At 71.4% G+C, this 23736-nt stretch carries 22 protein-coding genes; 13 read left to right on the top strand and 9 right to left on the bottom strand.

The genetic code is table 11. The features are described from left to right. Nucleotides 1-211 precede the first annotated feature (211 nt). Nucleotides 212-703, top strand: a complete 492-nt coding sequence (locus tag AB8O64_RS09555; RefSeq protein ID WP_370418760.1) for a DUF2975 domain-containing protein — start codon at nt 212-214, stop codon at nt 701-703. Next, nucleotides 703-924, top strand: a complete 222-nt coding sequence (locus tag AB8O64_RS09550) for a helix-turn-helix domain-containing protein (RefSeq protein WP_370418759.1) — start codon at nt 703-705, stop codon at nt 922-924. Before AB8O64_RS09555 ends, AB8O64_RS09550 begins: the two co-directional genes overlap by 1 nt. Nucleotides 925-1017: 93 nt before the next feature. Here AB8O64_RS09550 and AB8O64_RS09545 read toward each other — a convergent pair whose 3' ends face one another. From AB8O64_RS09545 to AB8O64_RS09520, 6 genes are all read right to left on the bottom strand, one after another. Continuing rightward, on the bottom strand, nt 1018-1404 hold the full coding sequence (locus AB8O64_RS09545) for a nuclear transport factor 2 family protein (protein ID WP_370418758.1): 387 nt from the start codon (nt 1402-1404) through the stop codon (nt 1018-1020). Nucleotides 1405-1610: 206 nt separating this feature from the next. Next, on the bottom strand, nt 1611-1808 hold the full coding sequence (locus tag AB8O64_RS09540; RefSeq protein WP_370418757.1) for a contact-dependent growth inhibition system immunity protein: 198 nt from the start codon (nt 1806-1808) through the stop codon (nt 1611-1613). Between the two features lie 268 nt (nt 1809-2076). Continuing rightward, nucleotides 2077-2748: a calcium-binding protein gene (locus AB8O64_RS09535; RefSeq protein ID WP_370418756.1), complete on the bottom strand. Its 672-nt coding sequence runs from the start codon at nt 2746-2748 to the stop codon at nt 2077-2079. Beyond that, nucleotides 2745-3938 carry a non-hydrolyzing UDP-N-acetylglucosamine 2-epimerase gene (gene wecB / locus AB8O64_RS09530; RefSeq protein ID WP_370418755.1) on the bottom strand — a complete coding sequence of 398 codons (1194 nt, stop codon included), beginning with the start codon at nt 3936-3938 and terminating at the stop codon, nt 2745-2747. The genes AB8O64_RS09535 and wecB overlap by 4 nt, the downstream gene beginning before the upstream one ends. 175 nt (nt 3939-4113) lie before the next feature. Next, nucleotides 4114-5367, bottom strand: a complete 1254-nt coding sequence (locus AB8O64_RS09525) for a glycosyltransferase (RefSeq protein WP_356450855.1) — start codon at nt 5365-5367, stop codon at nt 4114-4116. Next, the gene (locus AB8O64_RS09520) at nt 5364-5528 is read right to left on the bottom strand and encodes a hypothetical protein (RefSeq protein ID WP_165451512.1); all 165 of its coding nucleotides are present in this window, start codon (nt 5526-5528) and stop codon (nt 5364-5366) included. Before AB8O64_RS09520 ends, AB8O64_RS09525 begins: the two co-directional genes overlap by 4 nt. A 368-nt stretch (nt 5529-5896) precedes the next feature. Between AB8O64_RS09520 and AB8O64_RS09515 the strand changes: the two genes are divergently transcribed. Together AB8O64_RS09515 and AB8O64_RS09510 are read left to right on the top strand one after the other, a co-directional pair. Further along, entirely contained in the window at nt 5897-7846 is a 1950-nt protein-coding gene (locus AB8O64_RS09515) for a DUF2334 domain-containing protein (protein WP_370418754.1), read from the top strand. After that, nucleotides 7843-8931, top strand: coding sequence for a hypothetical protein (locus AB8O64_RS09510; RefSeq protein ID WP_370418753.1), 1089 nt, complete (start codon nt 7843-7845; stop codon nt 8929-8931). The genes AB8O64_RS09515 and AB8O64_RS09510 overlap by 4 nt, the downstream gene beginning before the upstream one ends. Before the next feature lie 20 nt (nt 8932-8951). On the opposite strand, the gene AB8O64_RS09505 is transcribed toward AB8O64_RS09510, so the two are convergent. Continuing rightward, nucleotides 8952-9824 carry a hypothetical protein gene (locus AB8O64_RS09505; RefSeq protein ID WP_370423830.1) on the bottom strand — a complete coding sequence of 291 codons (873 nt, stop codon included), beginning with the start codon at nt 9822-9824 and terminating at the stop codon, nt 8952-8954. 284 nt (nt 9825-10108) lie between these two features. Between AB8O64_RS09505 and AB8O64_RS09500 the strand changes: the two genes are divergently transcribed. The 5 genes from AB8O64_RS09500 (at nt 10109) to AB8O64_RS09480 (ending at nt 14841) form a co-directional block, all read left to right on the top strand. After that, nucleotides 10109-10915 carry a trypsin-like serine protease gene (locus AB8O64_RS09500; RefSeq protein WP_370418752.1) on the top strand — a complete coding sequence of 269 codons (807 nt, stop codon included), beginning with the start codon at nt 10109-10111 and terminating at the stop codon, nt 10913-10915. A 309-nt stretch (nt 10916-11224) separates the two neighbouring features. Next, nucleotides 11225-12028 (top strand): hypothetical protein, encoded by an 804-nt coding sequence (locus tag AB8O64_RS09495; protein ID WP_370418751.1) that lies wholly within the window; start codon nt 11225-11227, stop codon nt 12026-12028. A 186-nt stretch (nt 12029-12214) separates the two neighbouring features. Beyond that, nucleotides 12215-12892: a response regulator gene (locus AB8O64_RS09490; protein ID WP_370418750.1), complete on the top strand. Its 678-nt coding sequence runs from the start codon at nt 12215-12217 to the stop codon at nt 12890-12892. After that, entirely contained in the window at nt 12889-14049 is a 1161-nt protein-coding gene (locus AB8O64_RS09485) for a sensor histidine kinase (RefSeq protein ID WP_370418749.1), read from the top strand. Before AB8O64_RS09490 ends, AB8O64_RS09485 begins: the two co-directional genes overlap by 4 nt. Nucleotides 14050-14145: 96 nt before the next feature. Beyond that, nucleotides 14146-14841 (top strand): MBL fold metallo-hydrolase, encoded by a 696-nt coding sequence (locus tag AB8O64_RS09480; RefSeq protein WP_370418748.1) that lies wholly within the window; start codon nt 14146-14148, stop codon nt 14839-14841. A gap of 61 nt (nt 14842-14902) precedes the next feature. Here AB8O64_RS09480 and AB8O64_RS09475 read toward each other — a convergent pair whose 3' ends face one another. Continuing rightward, nucleotides 14903-15301 (bottom strand): VOC family protein, encoded by a 399-nt coding sequence (locus tag AB8O64_RS09475; RefSeq protein ID WP_370418747.1) that lies wholly within the window; start codon nt 15299-15301, stop codon nt 14903-14905. Between the two features lie 180 nt (nt 15302-15481). On the opposite strand from AB8O64_RS09475, the gene AB8O64_RS09470 reads away from it, so the two are divergent. The 4 genes from AB8O64_RS09470 to pepN all read left to right on the top strand — a co-directional run bounded on the left by AB8O64_RS09470 (nt 15482) and on the right by pepN (nt 22822). Next, nucleotides 15482-18640, top strand: coding sequence for an endo-alpha-N-acetylgalactosaminidase family protein (locus tag AB8O64_RS09470; RefSeq protein ID WP_370418746.1), 3159 nt, complete (start codon nt 15482-15484; stop codon nt 18638-18640). Nucleotides 18641-18813: 173 nt separating this feature from the next. Beyond that, the gene (locus AB8O64_RS09465; protein WP_365371119.1) at nt 18814-19704 is read left to right on the top strand and encodes an AraC family transcriptional regulator; all 891 of its coding nucleotides are present in this window, start codon (nt 18814-18816) and stop codon (nt 19702-19704) included. Between the two features lie 11 nt (nt 19705-19715). Beyond that, nucleotides 19716-20048, top strand: coding sequence for a chorismate mutase (locus AB8O64_RS09460; protein WP_356450834.1), 333 nt, complete (start codon nt 19716-19718; stop codon nt 20046-20048). A 146-nt stretch (nt 20049-20194) separates the two neighbouring features. Further along, entirely contained in the window at nt 20195-22822 is a 2628-nt protein-coding gene (gene pepN / locus AB8O64_RS09455) for an aminopeptidase N (protein WP_370418745.1), read from the top strand. 108 nt (nt 22823-22930) lie between these two features. On the opposite strand, the gene AB8O64_RS09450 is transcribed toward pepN, so the two are convergent. Continuing rightward, nucleotides 22931-23482, bottom strand: a complete 552-nt coding sequence (locus tag AB8O64_RS09450; protein ID WP_184730681.1) for a F0F1 ATP synthase subunit B — start codon at nt 23480-23482, stop codon at nt 22931-22933. Nucleotides 23483-23736 lie beyond the last annotated feature (254 nt).

Genomic DNA, 23736 nt, shown 5'->3' with positions numbered 1-23736 from the left:
CGGGGCTCCGCCCCGGAACCAAGCAGTGGTCTTTATGGCTGAGCGAGGTCGACTTCGGCGAGATCGAAAACCTTCGCATCGCGCCCTGCCGCGGGAGGGCGCGGCGGCATCCCGTCATGGTGCGAAACAGCCGCCCGCCCTCCGACTCAACCCTTGCGGCGCCTATCGAAACTCGATAGATTCCCATCGTGAATCGATGGAAAGATGGGTCATGGGAAAGTTGACCGTACGCGCGCTGCGTGCCGTGCTTGTGCTGGTGCTCACGGGCACCGTGTTCGTACAGGCATTGATGGTGTGGGCGTTGGTCAGCGGGAGCGACCCGGAGGACGGGTCGCTCCCGCTGACCCCGCTGCGTGTGATCACGATCCTGGGCATCGGGACGGCCCAGGTCGCCCTGGTCTGCATATGGCGACTGGTAACGATGGTGCGACGCGGAACCGTGTTCTCCCACGCCGCCTTCCGGTACGTGGACATCATCATCGGCGCGATCGTCGCGGCTGCTCTCATGTGGTTCGCGGTCACGGCCCTGAATGCGCCCGGCCAGCGGGACGACCCGGGCGTCACCCTCATCATGGGCGGGATCGGCGTGGCCGTCCTGGGAGTCGCGCTCATCGTGCTCGTGCTGCGGTTGCTGCTCGCCCAGGCCGTCGCCCGCGACGTCGAAGCGGCTCAGATGCAGGCCGAGCTGGACGAAGTGATCTGATGCCGATCGTCGTCGACATCGACGTGATGCTGGCCAGGCGGAAGATGTCCGTGGGCGAACTCGCGGACCGCGTAGGGATCACGCCCGCCAACCTGGCGGTACTCAAGAACGGCCGCGCCAAGGCGGTGCGCTTCGCGACGCTCGCTGCGCTCTGCGAGGTGCTGGAGTGTCAGCCGGGCGACCTGCTTCGCTGGGAGGCCGAGGACGCCGCGGGCGAATGAACCGTGCCCGCCGACGCGTCATCACCGATCCCGCTTGCCTATGACCGACTCCGCGAGCATTTCGCCGAAGCCCTGGCCCGGGACCACCGGCCGTCAGAACATCGTGTTGTCGTTCTTGGAGCTGGGGGGAATGACCTGAAGCACATCCCAGTGCTCGACGATCTTTCCGTCGGCGTCGAAGCGGAAGATGTCGATGCCGGCGTATTCCTCCTCCGGCCACACCTGATGGCAGTGCAGGACGACGTGGTCGCCCTCGGCGAAGGCGCGCTTGAACTCCACCCGCTTGCCGGGGTACCCGGCGGCCATACGCTCGAAGTAGTCGATGAAAGCCTGCTTGCCGTCGGCTACCTCCGGGTTGTGCTGGATGTACGTGGCGCCCACGTACATCTCCAAGGCCTCCGCCGGTCGGCACTGATTGAACATCAGGTCGTAGAACGCCTTGGCCGTGGCCTTGTTACGTTCGAGGTCAGCATCGGACATGGCGATCACTATAGGACGCGCCAGTCTCGCGACAGAGCACGATGACACCAAATTCTGAACAACCAGATACACACGTCTTGACGATTGCTCCGGAGGCCGTGAGGCCACCCGTGCGGGGATTGTGCCGCTCATGAGTACGGTGCCCCGAAACATCTACCGAGCCAAGAACCTTGCGGTCTCCTGCGTCAAGGACGGCGGCAGATCGGTCAGCTCCGAGACAATGACGCCCAGCTCCCGGCCGAGCTCGGGCCACTCTTCCGGACTGCTGGACTTCTGGTCAGAACGGCGGACAGCAGATCGCCCTCGTACATGTCGCCCTCGGCCATCGGGTCGCCCCGCAGTACCTCCAGCGCGAGAGGCAGAAGATGAGCAAGTCCCACGTCCCGCCCGATCAACAGACGCATGCCCTCGACGGTCAGCTCGCCGATCGGCCGACGCCGAAGGGCGTGCACACCCTCGCAACAAGGCGACTTGCCTCAGCCGACGGGGTCGGCCAACGGTCGCGCTCAAGCTCCTCCAGAACACCCTGGACGCCCGGCGACCCGGCGCAGGGCGGGGCGCTCCGCCATGGGGCGGGCCCCCGGCTCGTCCCATTCCCCGCTGATTCGCGCCTCCGTTCCCGCCGTGCACGGGACCAGCGCTTCCGAAGGAGCGGGTAGGGGAAATCCCCCGTCAGTCGTCCGGCTTCCGTGCCACCAGGTCCCGGAACTCCACCCGCGCGTCCTCCGTGTACACCCCCACGTTCCCCTTCAGCAGCGGGCGTTCGCGGTCCTCGAAGGCGACCAGGCCCCGCCCGTCGACGCTGACCTCCATCCGGGCGCCCCGCTGGGCGACCCGGACGTCGGACCACGAGCCGATCGGGAACTTCCCGCCCCCCGTCGCCAGGAAGCGCTGCCCCCCGGGATACGCGGGGTCGCGCTTGCCCAGCTCCCAGCCGTTCGGCTTGAGGGTGATGTAGTAGAAGTGCTCCGGGTCGGTGTACGCCCAGACCAGCCACGGCACCTCCCACGGGTTGGGCCGGGGCACGCGCAGTTGGGCGACCGTCCGCATCCTGGACCGGAAGTCCACGTCGGTGTACTCGGCGGTGGAGACGATCAGCCCCGCGTGGGTCTCCTCGGGCACCCGGGACGGCATGGGGGACAGGGTCAGGGCGTCATCGCTGCCCACGTTGTCCCCGTGGCCGTCGAACACCGACCGCCACGGGCCGTGGACCGATCCCTCGGCCCACGGCCGGTCGGGCTTGTCGTCACCGCCTCCCCACAGCCCGGCCACCGCGAAGGCGGCGCCCACGAGCACGGCGGCGGCGAGCAGGGTGAGACCGAGGAGCCGGTGAACTCTCGTCATGCCGTCGAGTATGACCCCGGACCGTCGGGCCGGCTGGCGATCAGCGGACCCGACGGCGGTGCCGTTTCCGCGTCCGCCCCGAAGTCCTCGGCGAGTTGGGCCACGATCCGGTCGGTGGCGTGCCCGTCCCCGAAGGGATTCCCGGCGGTCGCCATCCGCTCGTACGCCTCCGCGTCATCCAATAGGTGGACGGCCGCGTTGAGGATGACTTCCGGCTCGGTGCCCACCAGCCGTGCCGCGCCCGCCTCGACGGCCTCCGGCCGCTCGGTGGTCGTCCGCAGGACCAGGGCCGGCTTGCCGAGGCTCGGTGCCTCCTCCTGGATGCCGCCGGAATCGGTCAGGACGAGATCGCAGGCGGCGAGGGTCGCGGAGAAGTCGAGATAGCCCAGCGGCTCGACGACGCGGATGTTCGGGTGGTCGGTCAACTCCGGGAGCAGCGCGTCACGGACGGCCGGGCTCTTGTGGAGCGGCACCACCATCTCCACGTCACCGCGGTCGGCGAGCCGTCGCATGGCCTTGCCCATGGCCCGCATCTTGTCGCCCTGGTTCTCCCGGCGGTGCAGGGTGAGCAGGACCCGCCGCAGCCCGGTGCGGAAGAGATTGTTCCCGGTGCCCTCCTCGAGCACCCACAGCAGATTGTCGATGACGGTGTTGCCGGTGGTGAACACCTGGGTGGCGGGGACGCCCTCGGCGGTCAGATGCCGGGCGGCCCGGGGCGTGGGCGCGAAGTGCCAGCGGGCGAGCCGTCCGATGAGCCGCCGGTTGGCCTCCTCGGGGAAGGGGTTGTCCAGCACCCCCGTGCGCAGCCCGGCCTCCACGTGGGCGACGGGGATGTGCTCGTAGAACGCGGCGAGCGCGCCGGTCAGCGCGGTGGTGGTGTCGCCCTGGACGATGACGAGGTCCGGGCGGTGCTCGCGGACCACCTCGCCGAGGCCGTCGACGAGCCGGGCCGTCAGTTTCGACAGGTCCTGCCGGTCGCGCATCACGTCGAGTTCCGTGCGGACCTCGACCCGCAGGAGGTCCAGCATCTGGTGCAGCATCTCGCGGTGCTGGCCGGTGGTGACGACGATGGGGTCGAAGAGCGGGGAGGCGGCCATGGCACGGGCCACGGGCGCCAGCTTGATGGCTTCCGGACGGGTGCCCAGTACGAGCATGGCCCGTACGGGCGCGCTGATGATGTTCGGGGACATGCGGTCTCCCTCGGCAGGGTGGTGACTGCGGGCGGATGTCGGGCAGTGGGTGCGCGCGGGGTCGAGGCGCGTGTGGTCGACGTGCGCGGGGCCGGGGCCTGTCCGGCGGATCTTCGGGTGGGCGGTGCCACCGGTGCCGGGCGTCGGGAGCCCGCGAAGAACCGCCGGTGAGGCTCTAGGTGCGCGCGGTCTTGAGCCAGGTCTGCTTGCCGGTGAGCATCCGCCACAGACCCATCCATCCGGCGGCGAACCAGATGTAGCCGTAGAAGATGAAGACGTGCGAGAGCAGGATCGCGCGCAGCAGCCCGAGGTCGCGTTCGCGCCGGTGGTAGACGAACCCGTACGCGTACGCCGCGGTGAAGGACAGGACGTACGGCCCGAGGATCCACATCGGGGAGATCAGCGGGTGTCCGGCCTGGACGGAGCCGACGACGGTGCCGGCCGTGGCGACGAGGAAGGACAGCGGCAGCAGTGAGGTGAGCAGGATCAGCACCGGGCTGGAGAGGTGGTACAGCAGGTCCAGCGCGGGCCGGGTGGGGATGTCGCGCAGGATCGTCGGCACCAGCCCCGCCGACTGCAGATGGCCCTGGAACCAGCGGGACCGCTGGCGCACCAGCCGGCGTACGTCGAGGACGGCCTGCTGGGAGACCGCCGCGGCGGTGCAGTGCTGATTGGTCCAGCCGTGCGCGATCAGCCGCACCCCGAGGTCGAGGTCCTCGGTCAGGGAGTCGCTCCACGGGCCGCTGCCGTCCTCGCCCATGAGGCTGTCGAGCGCGGCGAGCCGCATGAACTGGCCGTTGCCGCCCATGCCGACGCTGCCGATGTAGCGGCGGGCCTTCTGGAAGATGTCGCCGTAGATCACGAACTCCATGTCCTGGAGCCGGGCGAGCAGGCCCTTGTCCCGGTTGTACATCCGGACACCGATCTGGGTGCCCCCGGTACGCGGGTTGTCGAAGAAGGGGTCGACCGACTGGACGACGTGCTGGTCCAGCCGGCCGTCCGCGTCGACGACGCAGACGATGACGTCGCGCGGGTCGTGGCCGTCGAGGATCCCCGACTCGCGGAGGTGGCGGATGCCGTTGTTGAGAGCCGCGCCTTTTCCTTTACGGGCGTCCGGCAAATACCGCTGGAGCAGATGGACCCGCTCCGGATCGGCGGCCCGTGCGATGGCGGCGGTGCCGTCGTCCGAGGCGTCGTCGATGACCAGGGCGATGAATTTACCGGCTGGCAGGGCAGTAATGCGGGCGAGGCTCTCGGCGAGCACCGTCTCCTCGTTCAGACAGGCGAGGAGAAAGATATAGAAACGCTCCTCCCGGGGTCCGCGTTTACGGCGGATCCGGCGTCTGGAGAGAACGAAGAGCGTGGTGTTGTAGCCGCCGGCCATCACGATGATGGCAATGCTGGCCCAGATGAGGATTTCGGAGATCATGACCGTTCACCGAGGTTTCGCACGGCGAACCACAGTTTGACTGATATAAGAGTCAGCGCGATCGCGCAGTAGAGCAGGAATCCGGCCCCGGCGGCTTCCTGCAGTCCCCGGGCAAAGGGGATGCCCGGCAGCACCTCGGGTGCCGCCGTCAGCCCGGCCATAGGCAGGACTGTCCCCAGAGCGGGTTTTCCGTACATGGGTTCCCCCCCATTTTTCGCCTCGCTTGAGGCGTGCGGAGGGAAAGTATCAGACTCAACCGGTCTTCTTGTCGGACTTGGTGGGAGTTGTTTGAACGGAATCTCAAATTCTCTGGACCGAACGGTAATTAGGCCTGCTGAGGCGAGCGTGTGACGGATGTGATCTATGGTCTGTACCAATGCGGATGTCGGGAAATGAACGCTCTGGATCGTTGTTGTCTATTGACACCGGTCAAACCCCACAAGAAGAATCTGTCAACTGTCGGGCCTCCGAACTCCCGGAGGTGGCGGCACGGGTTCGTGAAAGAGGGGGGAACCGCACGGTGAGAAAAATGAGAAGGAGATCAGGGATTTCCCGGATCTCCATCGTCTTCGTGATTGTCGCCGCCCTATGGGGCGGCATAGCGCTTTCCGGCGCACAAGCGGCAAAGGACCCGGGTGACCGCCGGTGGCCGCAGCATCTGAAGGGCATCGACCCGGTGTCGCTGTCCGGCCCCAAAGCCGCGGAGCTGAAGGCCTGGGCCAAGGCCCGCCTCGCCAACGACAAGAAGCGCCGCGCGGGCACCCTCACCATCCGGCCCGCCAAGCCCGTGGCGCCCACCGCGCCGGCCGCGCCCGCCAAGCCCGTGGCCGCGCCCGTCAAGCCCGCGGCGCAGCCCGCGAGTTCGGCCGGGGCCACCACGACGCGCACCGCGCTCTTCACGAAGCCGGCCGCTCCCGCCAAGGCGGCGACGCGGGCCGTCCAGGCCGCCGCCCCCGCCGGGACCTCGGCCCTCGTGCTGTACGACACGGCCGGCCCCTACGGACACCTGGGTGAGCTGTACGCGATGGCGGCGGCCAACCTGGCCGGCCACTTCGGCACCGTCACCGCCAAGCCCGTCTCCGCCTACACACGGGGCATGGTCGAGCAGCACACCGCCACGGTCTACCTCGGCTCCACCTACTACGGGGGCTCCCTCCCCGACGCCATTCCCGCCGCCTTCTACCAGGACGCCCTGGCCACCAGCCGTCCCGTGACCTGGATCGGCGACAACATCTGGGGCATGGCCAACGCCGTCGGCGTCTCCGCCTTCCAGCAGGCCTACGGCTGGGACCCCACCAACTCGTACTACGAGCAGGGCGGCACCGTCGGGCGGATCGACCGCGTCGACTACAAGGGCCAGCGGCTGACCCGGAAGATCCCGACCGGCTTCGACAGCGGGGTGCTGCACCCCGCCCTCTCCACCGGCCCCGGCTTCCCCCAGGTCACCCAGCTCGCCGAGGCCACGGACGCCAACTCCGGTGACACCAGCCCCTGGGCGATCCGTTCCCGCAATCTCACCTACGTCGGCGAGATCCCGTTCAGCTACGTCTCCGAGACCGACCGCGTCATCGTTTTCGAGGACCTGCTCTTCGACGTGCTCGCCCCGCAGACCGCCGAGCGGCACCGGGCCTTCGTCCGGCTGGAGGACATCAGCCCCGAGGCCGACCCGGCCCAGCTGCGGACCATGGCCGACTACCTCCACTCCGCGAAGGTCCCCTACGGGATCAACGTCGTCCCCGTCTACACCGACCCCAAGGGCGCCTACAACAACGGCGTGCCCAAGACCTCCACCCTGGCCCAGCGCCCCCAGGTCGTCGCCGCCATCAAGTACATGCTCGAACGCGGCGCGGTCCTGATGAACCACGGCAACACCCACCAGTACGGCAACGTCGCCAACCCGTACAACGGCGTCACCGGCGACGACTTCGAGTTCTTCCGCGCCCACGTCGACGCCGGCGACAACGTCGTCTACGACGGGCCGGTCCCCGAGGACTCCACCGCCTGGGCACAGAGCCGCGTCACCGCGGGCCTCGCCGCCTTCACCGCCGCGGGGCTGCCGAAACCCACCCTGTGGACCACCCCGCACTACGCCGCCTCCGCCACCGACTACCGCGTCTTCGGCAAGAACTTCTCCGCCCGGCTCGAACGGTCGCTGTACTTCGCGGGCACGCTCAGTGGCGGCACCGTGAATCCCAGCCGATACATCGGCCAGTTCTTCCCGTACGCGGTGAAGGACGTCTACGGTACGACCGTGCTTCCCGAGAACCTCGGCAACTACGAGCCGGAGCCGTACAACAACCACCCGGCCCGGCTGCCCGCCGACCTGATCAACTCCGCCAAGGCCAATCTGGCGGTGCGGGACGGCGTGGCCAGCTTCTTCTACCACCCGTACTTCACGGTGGAGCCGCTCAAGCAGACGATCGAGGGCATCCGCGCCCTCGGCTACACCTTCGTCGCCCCCGCGGACCTCAGCCAGTGAGTGCGAAGAAGGGGACGGCCGCCCTGCTGGCGGCGGCCGTCCTCTTCCTCGCCGCGTGCCAGTCCGACGGCACGGCCGGGCGGGACGCGCCCACCGGCCGGGCGACCGGCCGTGAGGCGACACCCGACGACAGGAAGGTGAGCGGGCTGCGCGGCATCACCCTCCCCTCGTGGAACACCGACGACTACAGCAGCCCCGAAGCCGCCCGCTATCTGCGGCAGATCGCGGCCACCGGCGCCCGCTGGGTGACCTTCACCCCCACCTGGTACCAGGGCCGTGTCACCGACTCACAGCTGCGCACCACGGACGAGACCGCCGACGACGACAGCCTGCGCCACATCATCGGCCTCGCCCACGCCGCCGGCCTCAAGACCATGCTCAAGCCGCACATCGATCTCGTGCGGGGCGGCGACCGGGCCGAGATCCGGCCCCGTGACGCCGACGCCTGGTTCGCCGCGTACGAGCGCTTCATCACCCACTACGCGCGCCTGGCCGCCGACACCGGCACCGAGCAGCTCGCGGTCGGCACCGAACTCGCGGGCACCTCCGGCGACGGCCCGCGCTGGCGGCGGGTCATCGCCGCCGTCCGCGAGCGCTACCACGGCCCGCTCACCTACGCCGCCAACTACGACGAGTACCAGAAGGTCCCCTTCTGGAAGGACCTCGACGTCATCGGCATCGACGCCTACTGGCCGCTGGCCGGCAAGGCCACCGCCGACCCCGCGCGGCTGCGCCGGGCATGGCAGCCGATCATCGGGGAACTGGCGGCCTTCGCCGCCCGCCGGGACCGCAAGATCCTCTTCACCGAGGCCGGCTACGTCAGCCAGCGCGGCACCACCACCGCCCCCTACTCCTGGACGATCAGCAAGCGCGCCGGCGAGGACGAACAGGCCGCCGCCTACGAGGCGCTGCTGTCGGCCTTCGACAAGAAGCCCTGGTGGGCCGGGGTCTGCTGGTGGATGTGGGACGACTGGCCGGACAGCGGCGAGACGGCCGAGCGGCTCGCCTACACCCCCCACGGCAAACCCGCCGAGAAGGTCCTGCGCCGCTGGTGGTCACCCGCCGGCCCGTCCGGCGACCGGTAGCGACACCCCGCCGGACGGCGCTACGTGTCGCAGTCGAGCACCGTGCGGCACAGCCCGCACCGCGCGCGCAGCCGTCCCTGGACCGGCACCCGGATGCGCTGGTGGCACGTCGGACAGGGAAAGCTGACGCGCGTCGGGTCATGGCCCTCGAAGGCGTAACCGTCGGCAGCCGAACCGCGCGCGGTACGGCGGTCCCGGCTGTAGCGGTGGCGGCCGAGCCGCCCCGCGGCGGCGAGCGGCGGGCGCCGCTCGTCCCGGCGCGCCCGGGCCAGGCCCTTGGTGTACGCCTCGTAGGCCTGCGGGCTGGTGAACCAGGGGGAGGGGTCCTCGTCGAAGACTAGCGCGCGCTTGGCGAGGACGTAGCCGAACTCCTCCGGGGTGAGATAGCCGAGCTTCTGCGTCGAGACCGAGGACTCGCGGTAGGCGTCCAGCAACAGCCAGCCCGCGCCGAGATAAGCGGCCGCGGTGTCCGTGAGGATCTCGTTGTCGCGGGTGCCGGGGAAGGCGAGGTCCAGCCGGTGCAGATAGACGTGCATCACCTCGTGCGCGAGAGCCGCGCCGATGTCCTCGCGGTGGGACTTGAAGCGTGAGTTGAGCTCGATGAAGTACTCGGGCCCGGCGGCGAGTTCGATGCTGCCCGCGTGCCGCATCTCACGGAACGAGACGATCATCCGGGCATCGGGCAGCCGCAGATGCCGCACCATGGCGCCGGCGACGCGCTGCACCCCGAGATACGGGTCCTCGTCGGCCGAGAAGGCCACATCGACCGGGAGCACGCTCACGCCGAAGGTCCGCACCGTATCGGGGGAGAGCCGCTTGTACAGCGCGGTGATCGCGGTGCGCACGGTCTCGAGATGCGGGAATCCGTGCTCGATCTCGACGTCCGACCCCACCCCGTGCCCCCCCGTCAGGTCCACCGGTCCTGTTCCACTCTACGGGCGTGGGCTCCGCACGGAAGGGGACCCGCCCGAGATGAGCCTGCGCCCGAATGTGACCGCATGGGACTGGCTGAGACCGGACCTGACTGAACCCGACTGGCCGAAACGCCACCCTTGTTGCTGCTGTCACACGCCCTCATAATCGCACCGCGCTCCGAAGAGGCATGTCCGGATATCGGATTGTCATGATCCTGACAACAATCCCCGTAGGAGCGCAACCTCCCACGAAAGGAACCACGTTGCGCAACTACCTCAAGGCGTTCAAGAGAGCGGCAGCAGTCGGCGCGGTCGCTCTCGCCGTGTTCAGCCTCCAGCCCGGCAGCGCGCAGGCGGCCCAGGACCGGGACCCCGGCGCGAGCCCCAGCCCCGGTGTCGTCGGCGGCACCCGTGCCCAGCAGGGCGAATTCCCGTGGATGGTGCGGCTGTCCATGGGCTGTGGCGGTTCCCTCTACACCAAGCAGATCGTCCTCACCGCCGCGCACTGCGTGAGCGGCAGCGGCGCGAACACCTCGATCACCGCCACGGCCGGTGTCGCGGACCTCAACTCCACCTCGGCGATCAAGGTCAAGTCGACCCGGGTCCTGCAGGCCCCCGGCTACGACGGCCAGGGCAAGGACTGGGCGCTGATCAAGCTCGCCAAGCCCATCGACCTCCCCACCCTCAAGACCGCCGACACCGACGCGTACAACTCCGGCACCTTCACCATCGCCGGCTGGGGCGCCAACCGGGAGGGCGGCAGCCAGCAGCGCTACCTGCTCAAGGCCACCGTCCCCTTCGTCGACGACGCCACCTGCAAGAACGCCTACAGCAACCTCGTCGACGACGAGGAGATATGCGCCGGGTACCTGCAGCAGGGCGGCGTGGACACCTGCCAGGGCGACTCCGGCGGTCCGATGTTCCGCAAGGACAACGCGGGGGCCTGGGTCCAGGTCGGCATCGTCAGCTGGGGCCAGGGCTGCGCGCGGCCCGGCTACCCCGGTGTCTACTCCGAGGTGAGCACCTTCGCCGCGGACATCCGCAGCGCCGCCGCGAGCCTGGGCGGCTGACCCGGCTCCAACCCCGCTGACCTGGTGTTTCCGGGCACCCGCGGCCTCGTCGGCGAGCCGCTGCCCGCATACCGGGTACGACGTGAGACGGCCCGCCCGCGCGACTTCGGTATGACGCGGACGGGTCCCGCTCATCCTTTCGGCCGAGGTGGGACGGGCCGAGAATGGGTCGGACAGTCGAGGTGTGGGACGGATAAATGTCCGTAACGTGAGGGGCGTGGTGCGACGGCGGCCGAAAGGCGACCCGAAGCGGCGTGATCCTTCGGAGCCCGGCACCGCGGTCCGAGCCGTACGAACGGAAGGCACTCCGTGTCCGCCCAGTCCCGCATCGTCGCCGTCACCGTCCTCACCGCAGCCACCGGCGCGGTGCTCTGGCCGGTGGCCGGCGCCTTCGCGGCGGACAAGGACCACCACCGGCCCGCCGCACGCACGGTCACCCAGCAGGTGCTGCTCCCCGACGGCAGCCGGGCCCGCCTGCACTCCGGCAGCGCCGGCGCGAGCGTCGACGTGATCTCCCGCGGCACGCGGCGGACCCTCGACGCCACCCGCCCGGCGGCCGACGCCGGCCGGCTGCACCTGCGGATCCTCGGTGGCGACGGCACCCACCCCACCCTGCGTGCCGCACTCGACGGATCCCGGCTGACCCACTACTACGACTTCGCCTCCGGCTCCCTGCGGTACACGCCCGACGGCTCCGACCTCGACCGCCTCGCCGCCGGCGGCGACACGCTGAAGGACTACCGGCGCGGTGCCAGGACGGCCGCGGCCCCCGCGACCCGCGCCACCCCCGTTGGCGACGCGGCCCGCGCCGACCTCCGCACGGGGCATCACACGGACGCGGGCGGCGATCACGCGGACAGCCGCACGGACAACCGCACAGCTGCCCGTGAGAGCGGCGGCACGGTCAGCGGCAAGGACGACGGCACGAAGCACGAGACGCGTCTCGCCACGTCCAGCAACCCCGTCAAGCGCGTCGTCCAGGCCGGCGCCGCCATCAACGGCCGGCACGACATCGGCGCCCCCGCCCTCGCGGGCGCCGTCCTGCTGACCCTCGGCGGCGGGGCCTACGCCGTCCGCTTCGCGGTCCGCCGCTCCGGGCGCGCCGACGCCTGAGGCGGGCCCGCGTTCCACCGCCACGCTGCGGTTGCGGCACCACGACGCCCCCGGTGACATGGAGGGACCGCCCCGGCCCGGGGCGCGCACCCTTCCGGCACCGACGACCCATCACGCGTACGCGGGACCGATGACGACCGCCCCGTACCGACCAGCACGCGAGCCGAACGCAGGCAAGGGGACAGCATGGCGATCACCGTGGTCATCGCGGACGACCAGGAAATGGTCCGCACCGGCTTCCGGATGATCCTGGAGAGCCAGCCCGACATCGACGTCGTCGCCGACGTCGTGGACGGCGAGGCCGCCCTGGCGGCCGTCGAGGAACACCGGCCCGACGTGCTGCTCCTCGACATCCGCATGCCCAAGCTGGACGGCCTGGAGGTCACCCGCCGGCTCTCCGCCCTCGCCGCCGAGCACCCCGAGCGCGGCCGCATCCCGCGCATCGTCATCGTCACCACCTTCGACCTCGACGAATACGTCCACACCGCCCTCCGCAACGGCGCCTCCGGCTTCCTCCTGAAGGACGCCAGCCCCGCCATGCTCGTCGAGGCCGTCCACGCCGCCGCCGTCGGCGACTCCCTCATCTCGCCCGCCATCACCGTCCGGCTGCTGCGCGACATGGCCCCCGGCACCACGGCGAGCCCGGCCCGGCAGCCGTCCGAGCCGCTCACCGAACGCGAGGCGGACGTCGTCCGCTGTCTGGCCCGCGGCGCCACCAACGCCGAGATCGCCGCCGAACTGTTCGTCTCCCTGTCCACGGTGAAGACCCACCTGGCCAATGTGCAGATCAAGCTCGACGCCCGGAACCGCGTCGAGATCGCGGCCTGGGCCTGGGAGAGCGGGCTGGCCACGAGCGGCACATGAACACAGTGGCCGGGTGGGCCGCCCGGCACCCCCGGCGCGCGGCGGTCGCGAAGGCGGCCCTCGGGGCCTTCCTGCTCTTCCTCGTCGGCTTCGAGTCCATCACCCTCGCCCGGCAGCCCAGCCCACCGCACGCCGTGGTCCTGGCCTCGGGCGTCGCCGTATGCCTGTGCGCCGTCCCCTACGGCTGGATCCCGCTGGAGGTACGGGCCGCCGTCGCCGTCGCGGTCTCCTGGGGCACCACCGTCGCCCTCACGGCCGGCCCGCACCCGACCGTCGTGTGGGGCATGGGCGAGGCCATCGCCCTGCTCGTCCTGCTGACCGCCGTCGTCCAGCGCTCCACCACCCGGACGGCCGCCGTCCTCGGCCCGATGCTCGCGACCGCCTGCGTCGCCGCCCCCATGCGCGACCTCCATCCGGGCCGCTTCACCGCCCTGTTCGCGGTGCTCACCGTCGTCGTCGGCACCTACTCCCTGCTGCTGCGCAACCAGTCCGGACAGCGGGTGCGCGACCTCGCGGCCGTACGCACCGCCGAACGGCTCGAACTCGCACGGGAACTGCACGACCTCGTCGCCCACCACGTCACCGGGATCGCCGTGCAGGCCCAGGCCGCCCGCTTCACCTCCCTCGACGGCCGGGCCGCCGCCGCGGCGTTCCAGCGGATCGAGACCTCGGCGAGCGAGGCCCTCGGCGCGATGCGACGGCTGGTCGGTGTCCTGCGCGAGGGTGACGCCGAGACCGAACCCGTCGCGGGCCTGCCCGAGGTGCGGGCCCTGACCGAGGCGTTCGCCCGCACCGGCCCGCCCGTCGTCCTCTACATCGAACAGGGCATGGAGTCCTGGATCCCCGGGGAGGTCGCGGCGGGCGTCCACCGCGTCGTCCGTGAGGCCCTGACCAACATCCGCAAGCACGCCGCCGACGCCACGGCCGTACGCGTCGGGGTGCGCGGCGTCGCCGAGGGCGTCGAACTGCGCGTCGCCGACGACGGCAAGAGCGCGGCCGGGCTCGCCGAACAGGCCCGGGGCGGCGGCTTCGGCCTGGTCGGCCTCAGCGAACGGGCCAAGGCCATGGGCGGCCGGCTGCACGCGGGCCCCGCACCGGAGGGCGGCTGGGAGGTCACCGCCCTCTTCCCCCTGGACCGCCGGCCGACCCCTTCGTAGGGTGCCCCCGCATGCGGGCGGCCGTTCGCCTCGGGCTCAATCCGCCCTGAGCTCAAACCATTTGGGGCCGATCCCGTGATCATTAACGTCATCCCCATGGACATCACTCACGTCACCCAGGACATCCGGATGCTGCGCTTCGCCGTCGGCCAGGCCTACGCCGTGCGGCTGCCCGACGGCTGGGCCCTCGTGGACACCGGGATCGCCGGATCCGAGGGGGACATCCTCGACGCCCTCGCCGGCCTCGGCTGCGCCCCCGGTGACCTGCGCGAGATCGTGCTCACCCACAGCCACGGCGACCACACCGGCTCGGCCGCCGCCCTCGCCGCAGCCACCGGCGCCCGCGTGCTGGCCGGCGCCGACGACGCCCCGGTCATCCGTGGCGAGGCCCCCGAACCGCCGCCCGTCCTCCTCGACTTCGAAATACCCCTCCACGCGACCATCACCCCCAACGTCCCCCCGGCCCCGCCGTCTCCCGTCCACCGCGAGCTCGTCGACGGCGACATCCTCGACTGGGGCCAGGAAGCGCGGATCGTCCACGTCCCCGGCCACACGGCGGGCAGCGTCGCCGTGCACCTCCCGGCGGTCAAGGCGCTCTTCACCGGCGACACCATCGCCTCCCACGAGGGCGCCGCCATACTCGGCATCTTCAACGTCGACCGGGAGCAGTCCATCGCCTCCTTCCGACGCCAGGCCGCCCTCGACGTCGAAACCGCCTGCTTCGGCCACGGCGACCCGATCGTCAAGGGCGCCGGCGACGCCCTGCGCGCCACCGCGGCACACCTGCGCTGACGGGGTCCGCCGCGGCGGCACCGCACCCGGCAGGAGGGCGACGGACAGACACCAGGAGCCGTCAGCCCTGCCCGTCGGCCTTCAGCTCCTGCCCGTAGCAGAGGCAGAACGGATGGCCCGCGGGGTCGGAGAACACCCGGAATCCGGACCGCTCGCCCCCGCTGTCGTGGAGGAACGTCGCCCCCAGCGCGATCACCTCGCGCTGCGCCCGCTCCATGTCCTCGATCGTGGGGACGTCGAAGTCCAGATGCATCTGCTGCGGACGGGCGGGATCCGGCCAGCGCGGCGGCTGGTGGTCCTCAGCGAGCTGGAAGGCGATCCGACGGCCGTCCTCGGCGGTCAGCCACACCCACTCCGGGTCCTTGTCGTCCACCCGCCAGCCGAGGATCGCGGCGTAGAAGGCCGCCAGCGCGGTCGGGTCCGGACAGTCGATGACGGTGCACTGAAGTTTCGCGATCATGAAGAGATCCTGCCCGGCCCGGGCCGATTGTCCACCCACCGGGCCACCCGGCCCGCATTTGTCCAACAACCGCTCACTTTTGTCCATGGTCCCACCCGCCACTACCGCCCCACGGTGTCCGTACTTCGTCGCGACCTGTCGAAGTGACGTGACCCCACGGCGTACGGAGGAGCGAGCAGCGTGGACCCCGAAGGCGTGCAGACACCGGCGGAGCCCCGGGACACCCCCGGCCCCAGCCGACGGACCGTGGTCGTCACCACCGCACTCGTCGGCCTCGGCGCCGCCCTCACCGCCGCCGGCACCGCCCACGCCCGCACCGCGGACGAGACCACCCTGCGCTCCACCGCGCTGGAGGTACGCCTCGACACCGCCTTCCCCCGGATCCTCTCCTACACCGACCGCACCACCCGAGCCGTGCTGTACGGGCAGGTGGACCCCGTCACCTCGGTGCTCATCGACGACACCCCGCACACCCCGGACGTCACCCTCACCCTCGCCCCCTCCGGCGACCTGGCGACGTACGCTCTCGCCTTCAGCGGCGGCACCCGGATAACCATCGACATCCAGGTCTCAGGCCGGCGGGTGGACTGGCGCGTCACCCGCATCGCCGACACCGCCGCCCTCCGCGTCGGCACCCTCCGCATCCCCGGGCTGGCGCTGCTCGGCGTCCGCAGCACCCAGCCGGGCGCGACGCTCCTCGCCGCCCGCGTCGAGCTCGACAAGGACAGGAGCGGCGACACCCTCATCGAGCTCACCGCCGACACCCCCGCCGAGCCCGCCCCCACCGGCTGCGCGTACGCCGTCGTCAGCACGGACCTGCTCGCCGCCGCCCTCGAGACCAACACCGTCCACGACACCCCCGACCGCGCCACCGCCTGGGAGAACGGCCGCCTGTGGCGACAGACCGTGGGGCGTCCCGGCCACACCGAGGCTCGTATCGGCTGCGGCCAGTGGACACACCGCGCCGCCACCGCGCCCGTCGAGGCCACCGAACCACTGCCCTACGCCACGGTCGTCCTCACCGGTGACCGCAACGGCGACGGCAAGGTCGACTGGCAGGACGCCGCCATCGCCCTGCGCGACATCATGGTCAACCCCCTCGGAGCCGACGAACAGCACCTGCGGGTCGTCCCGCACATCGCGTTCAACTTCGCGAGCCAGGCCACGAACCCCTTCCTCACCACCCTCGACAACGTCAAACGGATCTGCCTCGCCACCGACGGACTGCGCCAGTTCACCCTCCTCAAGGGCTACCAGTCCGAGGGCCACGACTCCGCGCACCCCGACTACGGCGGCAACCACAACAGCCGCGCCGGCGGGCTCGACGACCTCAACACCCTGGTCCGCGCCGGGAAGACCTGGCACAGCGACTTCGCCGTCCACGTCAACACCACCGAGTCCTACCCCGTCGCCCACGCCTTCTCCGAGACCCTCGTCGACAAGGACGACCGGCAGTGGGACTGGCTCGACCAGTCCTACCGCATCGATGCCCGCCGCGATCTGGTCTCCGGCGACATCGCCCGCCGCTTCCAGCAACTGCGCGACGAGACCGACCCCGCCCTGAACACCCTCTACATCGACGTCTTCCGGGAATCCGGCTGGAACTCCGACCGCCTCCAGCGCCATCTGCGCGACCAGGGCTGGCAGATCACCACCGAATGGGGCCACGGCCTGGAACGCTCGGCCCTGTGGTCCCACTGGGCGTGCGAGACCGACTACGGACCCGACACCTCACGCGGCATCAACTCCCGGCTGATCCGCTTCATCCGCCACCACCAGAAGGACGTCTTCGCCGACAAATGGCCCCTCCTGGGCACCGCCAAGCTCGGCACCTTCGAAGGCTGGCAGGGCAAGACCGACTGGGCGCCGTTCTACCGCCTCATCTGGACCGAGAACCTCCCGGCCAAATACCTGCAGGCCTTTCCCGTCCAGACCTGGGAAGAGCACCGCATCACCTTCGCCGGCCCGACGCGCACCACCGTCACCTCCCGGCCCGGCGGGGACGGCACCCGCCGCATCACCACCGACGGCCGCACGGTCTACGACGGCGACACCTACCTCCTGCCGTGGGAACCGCGAAAAGCCACCGACCCCGCCAAGCTCTACCACTACAACCCCCGGGGCGGAGCCACCACCTGGGCCCTGCCCCGCGGCTGGGCCGGACTGCGGAGCGTCGTCCTGCACCGCCTCACCGACCAGGGCCGCGCCGACCCCCTCGTCCTGCCGGTGCACGACGGAAACATCACCGTCCGGGCCGCGCCGGACCAGCCGTACGTCCTCACCCGCGAACGGACCCGCACCCGTCGCGACCCCGCCTGGGGCGAGGGCACCCCCCTGCGCGACCCCGGCTTCAACTCAGGGAACCTGGACGCCTGGACGGTCACCGGCCCCGCCGCCGCGGCCCTCGGCGAACGGGGCGAGTGGGAACTCGTCATCGGCGCCGGACCGGCGGCCACCGTGAGCCAGCGGGCCGCCCGGCTGAGGCCCGGCACCTACGCCGCGTCCGTGCAGGTCGAGGTCGGATCGTCGGCGGGGGAGCGGCGCCGGGCGGCCCTCCACGTCCGCACGGCCGACGGGATCACGGCGGTGAACTGGACGGACACCTCCACCGCCGGCAACCACGTGGCGGCGGACCGCAAACACGGCACCCGCTACCAGCGGATGTTCACGTACTTCACCGTGCCCCGCGGCGGGGGACCGGTGACACTGTCCCTCACGGCCGCCGCGGGCCGGGCCCGGGTCCGCTTCGCGAACGTACGGATCGTGGCCGCGCGCCGCACCCCCACGCACGGCGCCCTCGTCCACGAGGACTTCGAGCACGTACCCCAGGGGTGGGGCCCGTTCGTCAAGGGCGACGCGGGCGGCGTCACCGACCCCCGCACCCACATCGCCCAACGGCACGCGCCCTACACCCAACGCGGCTGGAACGGAAAGGCCGTCGACGACGTCATCGACGGCACCCAGTCCCTCAAATCACGCGGTGAGAACACGGGCCTGGTCTACCGCACCGTCCCGCACACGGTCCGCTTCACCCCCGGACACCGCTACCGGGTGGCGTTCCGCTACGAGAACGAGACGGCCGGCCAGTACGCCTGGGTCACGGCCGTCGACGAACCCGCGGCGCGGGAACTGACCCGCACACCCCTGCCCGTCGCCACCCGGCCCACCACCCACACCCACGAGTTCACCGCGCCCCGGACGGGCGAGGCATGGGTGGGCCTGCGGAAAGTGGGCGACAGCGGGACCGCGGAGTTCGTCCTCGACGGCTTCACCGTGCACGACCTCGGCCAAGAGCCCCCCACAGGGCCCGTCCCGGTGGTCACCGCCACCGGCCGGTGACCACCGGGGAGAACGGGCACCCCGGGCCCCCGCGCTCCCGTCCACCGGCGCCCGCCGCCGAGCCGGACCACGCCTTCCGGCCGATCGCGCCCGCCCTCTGGCGGGCGACCGGCCCATCGGCGAAGATCGGCGCTGCGTGCGACGAACCGGCAGCGGAAGGAGGCCCCGGACGCGTGTATCACACCTGGATGCGGTACTTCACGCCCGGCCCGGTCCACCACCGGCTCGGACTGGTCTGCCTCGGCGTCGGCCTCCAGCACGGCGCCCTCCCCGCCGTCGGACCCCGCACCCTCGACCACCACGTCGCCGTCGTCGTCAGCGCCGGCACCGGCTGGCTGCGCACCCCCGACGGCCGTACCCTGCCCGTCACCGCCCCCGCCCTCCTGTGGCTCAGCCCCGGCGTCCCGCACCACTACGGCGCCGGACCGGACAACGGCTGGGACGAGAGCTTCGTCGACTTCACCGGTCCCGCCGTCACCGCCTACACCGAACTCGGCCTCATCGAACCCGACCGGCCCCTCGTCCCCCTCACCGAGACCACCGCCGCCCGCGCCGCCATCGGCCGCATCGCCCGCGCCGCCCACCGCGGCAACCCCCTCCTCGAAGTCGAGACCTCCGCCGCCGTCCACGAACTCCTCGTCGCCCTCCACCGCGCCCGCGCCGACCTCGGCGGCGACGGCGAACCCGTCCTGCGGGCCCTCGCCCGCGACGCCTTCCTGCCGCTGTCCGTCACCGAACACGCCGCCCGGCACGGTATGACCCCCGCCGCACTGCGCTCCGCCGTACGCCGCGGCGCCGGCTGCAGCCCGAAGGACTACCTCCTGGCCATCCGCCTGGGCCGCGCCAAGGAACTCCTCGCCGCCACCGAACTGCCCGTCTCGGCCGTCGCCCGCCGCGTCGGCTACGACGACCCGGCCTACTTCAGCCGGCTCTTCACCCGCCGCGTCGGCACCGCCCCGGTACGGTTCCGCGAGCGCCAGGGCCGTAGCGTCCCCGGCGGCTGGAGCCGACGCATCCCCGACCCGGAGCACCCACCGGTCACGGGAACCCTTCCGCCCGCATAGGGTCGGTGGACATGACCGACAGTGCCAACAGCTTCAGCGGTGCCCCCGGCGCCGACGACGAGTCCGTACGCGCCGAGCTGGGCCGGCTGCGCGACAGCATCGACAACATCGACGCCGCGGTGATCCACATGCTCGCCGAGCGATTCAAATGCACCCAGCAGGTCGGCCACCTCAAGGCCGCCCACAAACTGCCGCCCGCCGACCCCGCCCGCGAGGCCCGGCAGATCACCCGCCTCCGCGAGCTGGCCGAGAACGCCAAACTCGACCCGGCGTTCGCCGAGAAGTTCCTCAACTTCATCATCGCCGAGGTCATTCGCCACCACGAGACGATCGCGCGGGCGTAGTGGGTTCGCCGGACGGGCTGCAACGCAGCCCGTCCGGCGTTTGAGGACCGGGACCCGGGGCGGAGCCCCGCAACGGCGCGCACCCCCCCCAGCACCCCGGCCAAAACCCCATGGGCCAGCGCCCAGCGATACGGCAGCATGACCCCATGCCCGTACTCACGCGCGACGAAGCGCAGACCCGAGCCCGACTCCTCGACGTGCACCGCTACGCGATCGACCTCGATCTCACCCGCGGCGACGAGCACTTCGGCTCCACCACCGTCATCCGCTTCACCGCGCGCGAAGCCGGCACCACCTTCGTCGAGGTCCGCCCCGCGGCCCTCCATCGCGCCACCCTCGACGGTCACGCCCTCGACGTCGCCACGCTCGACGACAACCGGCTGCCGCTGACCCTCACCCCCGGGGACCACGAGCTGCGTGTCGAGGCCGACATGCGCTACTCCCACACCGGCGAGGGCATGCACCGCTTCACCGACCCCGCCGACGGCGAGACCTACCTCTACACCCAGTGCTTCCTCGACGACGTCCAACGCGTCTTCGCCGCCTTCGACCAGCCCGACCTCAAAGCCGTCTTCGACGCGACCGTCACCGCCCCGCCGCAGTGGACCGTCCTCGGCAACGCCATCGCCACCCGCGTCGGCGCCCCCGCCGACGGCCGCTGGCAGCTCGCCACCACCGCCCCCTTGAGCACCTACTTCGTGGCCTTCGCCGCCGGCCCCTGGCACACCGTGCGGACCGAGCACGCCGGGCTGCCCTTCGCCCTCCACTGCCGCCGGTCCCTCGCCCCCCACCTCGACGCCGACGCCGAGGAACTCTTCGACATCACCCGCCGCTGCTACGACCGCTACCACCAGATCTTCGACGAGCCCTACCCGTTCGACTCCTACGACCAGGCCTTCGTCCCCGAGTTCAACGCCGGCGCCATGGAGAACCCGGGCCTCGTCACCTTCCGCGACGAATTCGTCTTCCGCTCCGCCGTCACCGACACCGAGCGGCAGACCCGCGGCATGGTCATCGCCCACGAGATGGCCCACATGTGGTTCGGCGACCTCGTCACCCTCCAGTGGTGGGACGACATCTGGCTGAACGAGTCCTTCGCCGAGTACATGGGCTACCAGGTCCTCTCCGAAGCCACCCGCTTCACCGGTACGTGGACCGACTTCGCCGTCGCCCGCAAGAGCTGGGGCTACGACGCCGACCAGCGCCCCTCCACCCACCCCGTGGCCCCCGACCCCGACGCCGTCCGCGACACCGCCTCCGCCCTGCTCAACTTCGACGGCATCTCCTACGCCAAGGGCGCGAGCGCCCTGCGCCAGCTCGTCGCCTGGCTCGGCGAGAAGGACTTCCTCGCCGGCATCAACGACCACTTCGCCCGCCACCGCTTCGGCAACGCCACCCTCGCCGACTTCATCGACTCCCTCGCCCGCGCCACAGGCCGCGACGTCCACGCCTGGGCCGACAGCTGGCTGCGCACCAGCGGCGTCGACACCCTCACCCCCCGCATCACCGAAGACGGCGCCGAGGGCGACCCCGGCGCGGCCGGAGCCGGTGGCACGACCGGCTGGCGCCTCGACCTCCACCACGACGGCACCCGCCCGCACCACCTCGCCATCGGCCTCTACGACCACGCCCCCGACGACCCCCGGGCCCTCGTGCGCCGCGACCGCGTCGAAGCCGACCTGCCCGCCGGCGGCGGCACCCGCACCCTCGCCTTCACCGGTGCCCGTCCCGCCCTGCTGCTTGTCAACGACGGCGATCTGACCTACGCCAAGGTCCGCCTCGACGCCGGCTCCTGGGACACCGCCCTGCGCACGCTCTCCTCACTGCCCGACCCCGTCGCCCGCGCCGTCGTCTGGAACGCCGCCCGCGACATGGTCCGCGACGGCGAACTGGCCCCCGCCGCCTACCTGGACGCCGCCCGCGCCCACATCCCGCACGAAACCGACATCGCCATCGCCCAAGCCGTCCTCGGCTTCGCCCGCACCCAGATCGCCGACCGCTACACGTCGGCCACCGACCGACCCACGGCCCTCACCACGCTCACCGACCTCGGCCACGAGCTCCTGCGCCGCACCGACGGCACCGGCTCGCCCGACGCGCAGGGCCTCCGGCTGATCGCCGTCCGCACCCTCATCGACAGCGCCACCACCCCCGGCACCCTCCAGGACTGGCTGACCGCGGGCACCGTCCCCGGCGGCCCCGCCCTCGACCCCGAACTGCGCTGGCGCAGCCTCGCCCGCCTCGCCGTCCTCGGCGCCACCACCCCCGACGCCATCGACGCCGAACTCGCCCGCGACCCCAGCGCCACCGGCCAGGAAGGCGCCGCCCGCTGCCACGCCGCGCTCCCCGACGCCACCGCCAAGGCCACCGCCTGGCAGGCCATGTACCCCGGCGAGGACCGCGCCGACGCGGCCGAACCCGCGGAGCTGTCGGAGCTGCCAGAGCTGTCCAATTACCTCTTCACCGCGACCGCCCAGGGCTTCTGGCAGCCCGAACAGCTCGACCTCCTGCGCCCCTACCGCGCCCGCTACTTCCCCGCCGCCGTCACCGTCGCGGCCCGCCGCGGCCCCGCCCTCGCCATCGCCGCCGGCGCCCACGGCTTCCCCCACCCCCTGGTCGAGGCCGAGACCCTGCGCCTCGGCGAAGCCTGCCTGCGCGACGGCGACCCCACCCCCGCCCTGCGCCGCAAACTCGCCGACCAGCTCGACGACCTGCGCCGCGCCCTGAAGATCAGGAAGATCCCCACGGAGGACGACACCCCGGCGCAGGCATAGGCGCCCGCGCGCGAGGGCGCACCGGGGGCCGCCGGAAGCGCCCCGGAAAACGACGAGGCTCCCGCACCCCCAACGGGGTACGGGAGCCTTGGCCGGTTGTCTCGACGGTCAGGCGCGCTTGTCGGTCGCGGCGTCCGACGGCTGGGCCGTGCGCAGCTCCTCCAGGAAGCGGTCCACGACACCGCTCTCACGGGCGAAGTCCGTGACCGGCTCGCCGACGATGCGGCCCGACAGATCGGTGGCCAGCACGCCGACCTGCTGACGCAGCTCGGCCTCGGCGACCGCACGCTCCGCGTCGATCACCGCGTGACCCGCGGCGATGATCTCCTCGCGCTGACGCTGGCCCTCGGCCCGCAGCTCGGCGATGATCGCCGTACCCTGCTCGACCGACTCCTGACGCAGCCGGGCGGCCTCGTGCCGCGCCTCGGCCAGCAGCTCCTGGTACTCGGCGTGGACCCGCGCGGCCTCGGCGCGCGTCTCCTCGGCCTCCTCGAAGCGGCCGTCGGTGGCCTCCTCACGCTCGGTGAGGACCTTGTTGATCCGGGGCAGGATCACCTTCGCCATCACGGCGAAGAGGATGAAGAAGAGCGCCAGCCCCAGGATGAGCGGCGCGAGCTCGGGCTTGAGCGGACCGACGTCGATAGCAAGTTTCATGGCCATGGGGTGCAGATTAGTCGAAGCCGAGCCCCGAGTCCGCTTCGCACCCCTCTAGGGCCTGTCTCTCAGATCCCGCCTTGCCCGCGACGCCTGGCACGGCACCTCGCTGCGTTGTCGGACCGTCCGAGTAGCCCACTACGAGGACGGCCCTCCGCCTTGCGATGTACCGCACCAGACGCCGCGGGCACCGCCTCCGGCGGACGGCGCTATCTGAGAGACAGGCCCTAGCAGATCCCACCGGGCCGCGCCCCAGGGCG

The organism is Streptomyces sp. QH1-20 (assembly GCF_041283565.1).
Lineage (GTDB): Bacteria > Actinomycetota > Actinomycetes > Streptomycetales > Streptomycetaceae > Streptomyces > Streptomyces syringius.
The sequence above is the reverse complement of the archived record's forward strand: the minus strand, read 5'-3'. Positions and strand labels throughout refer to the sequence as shown.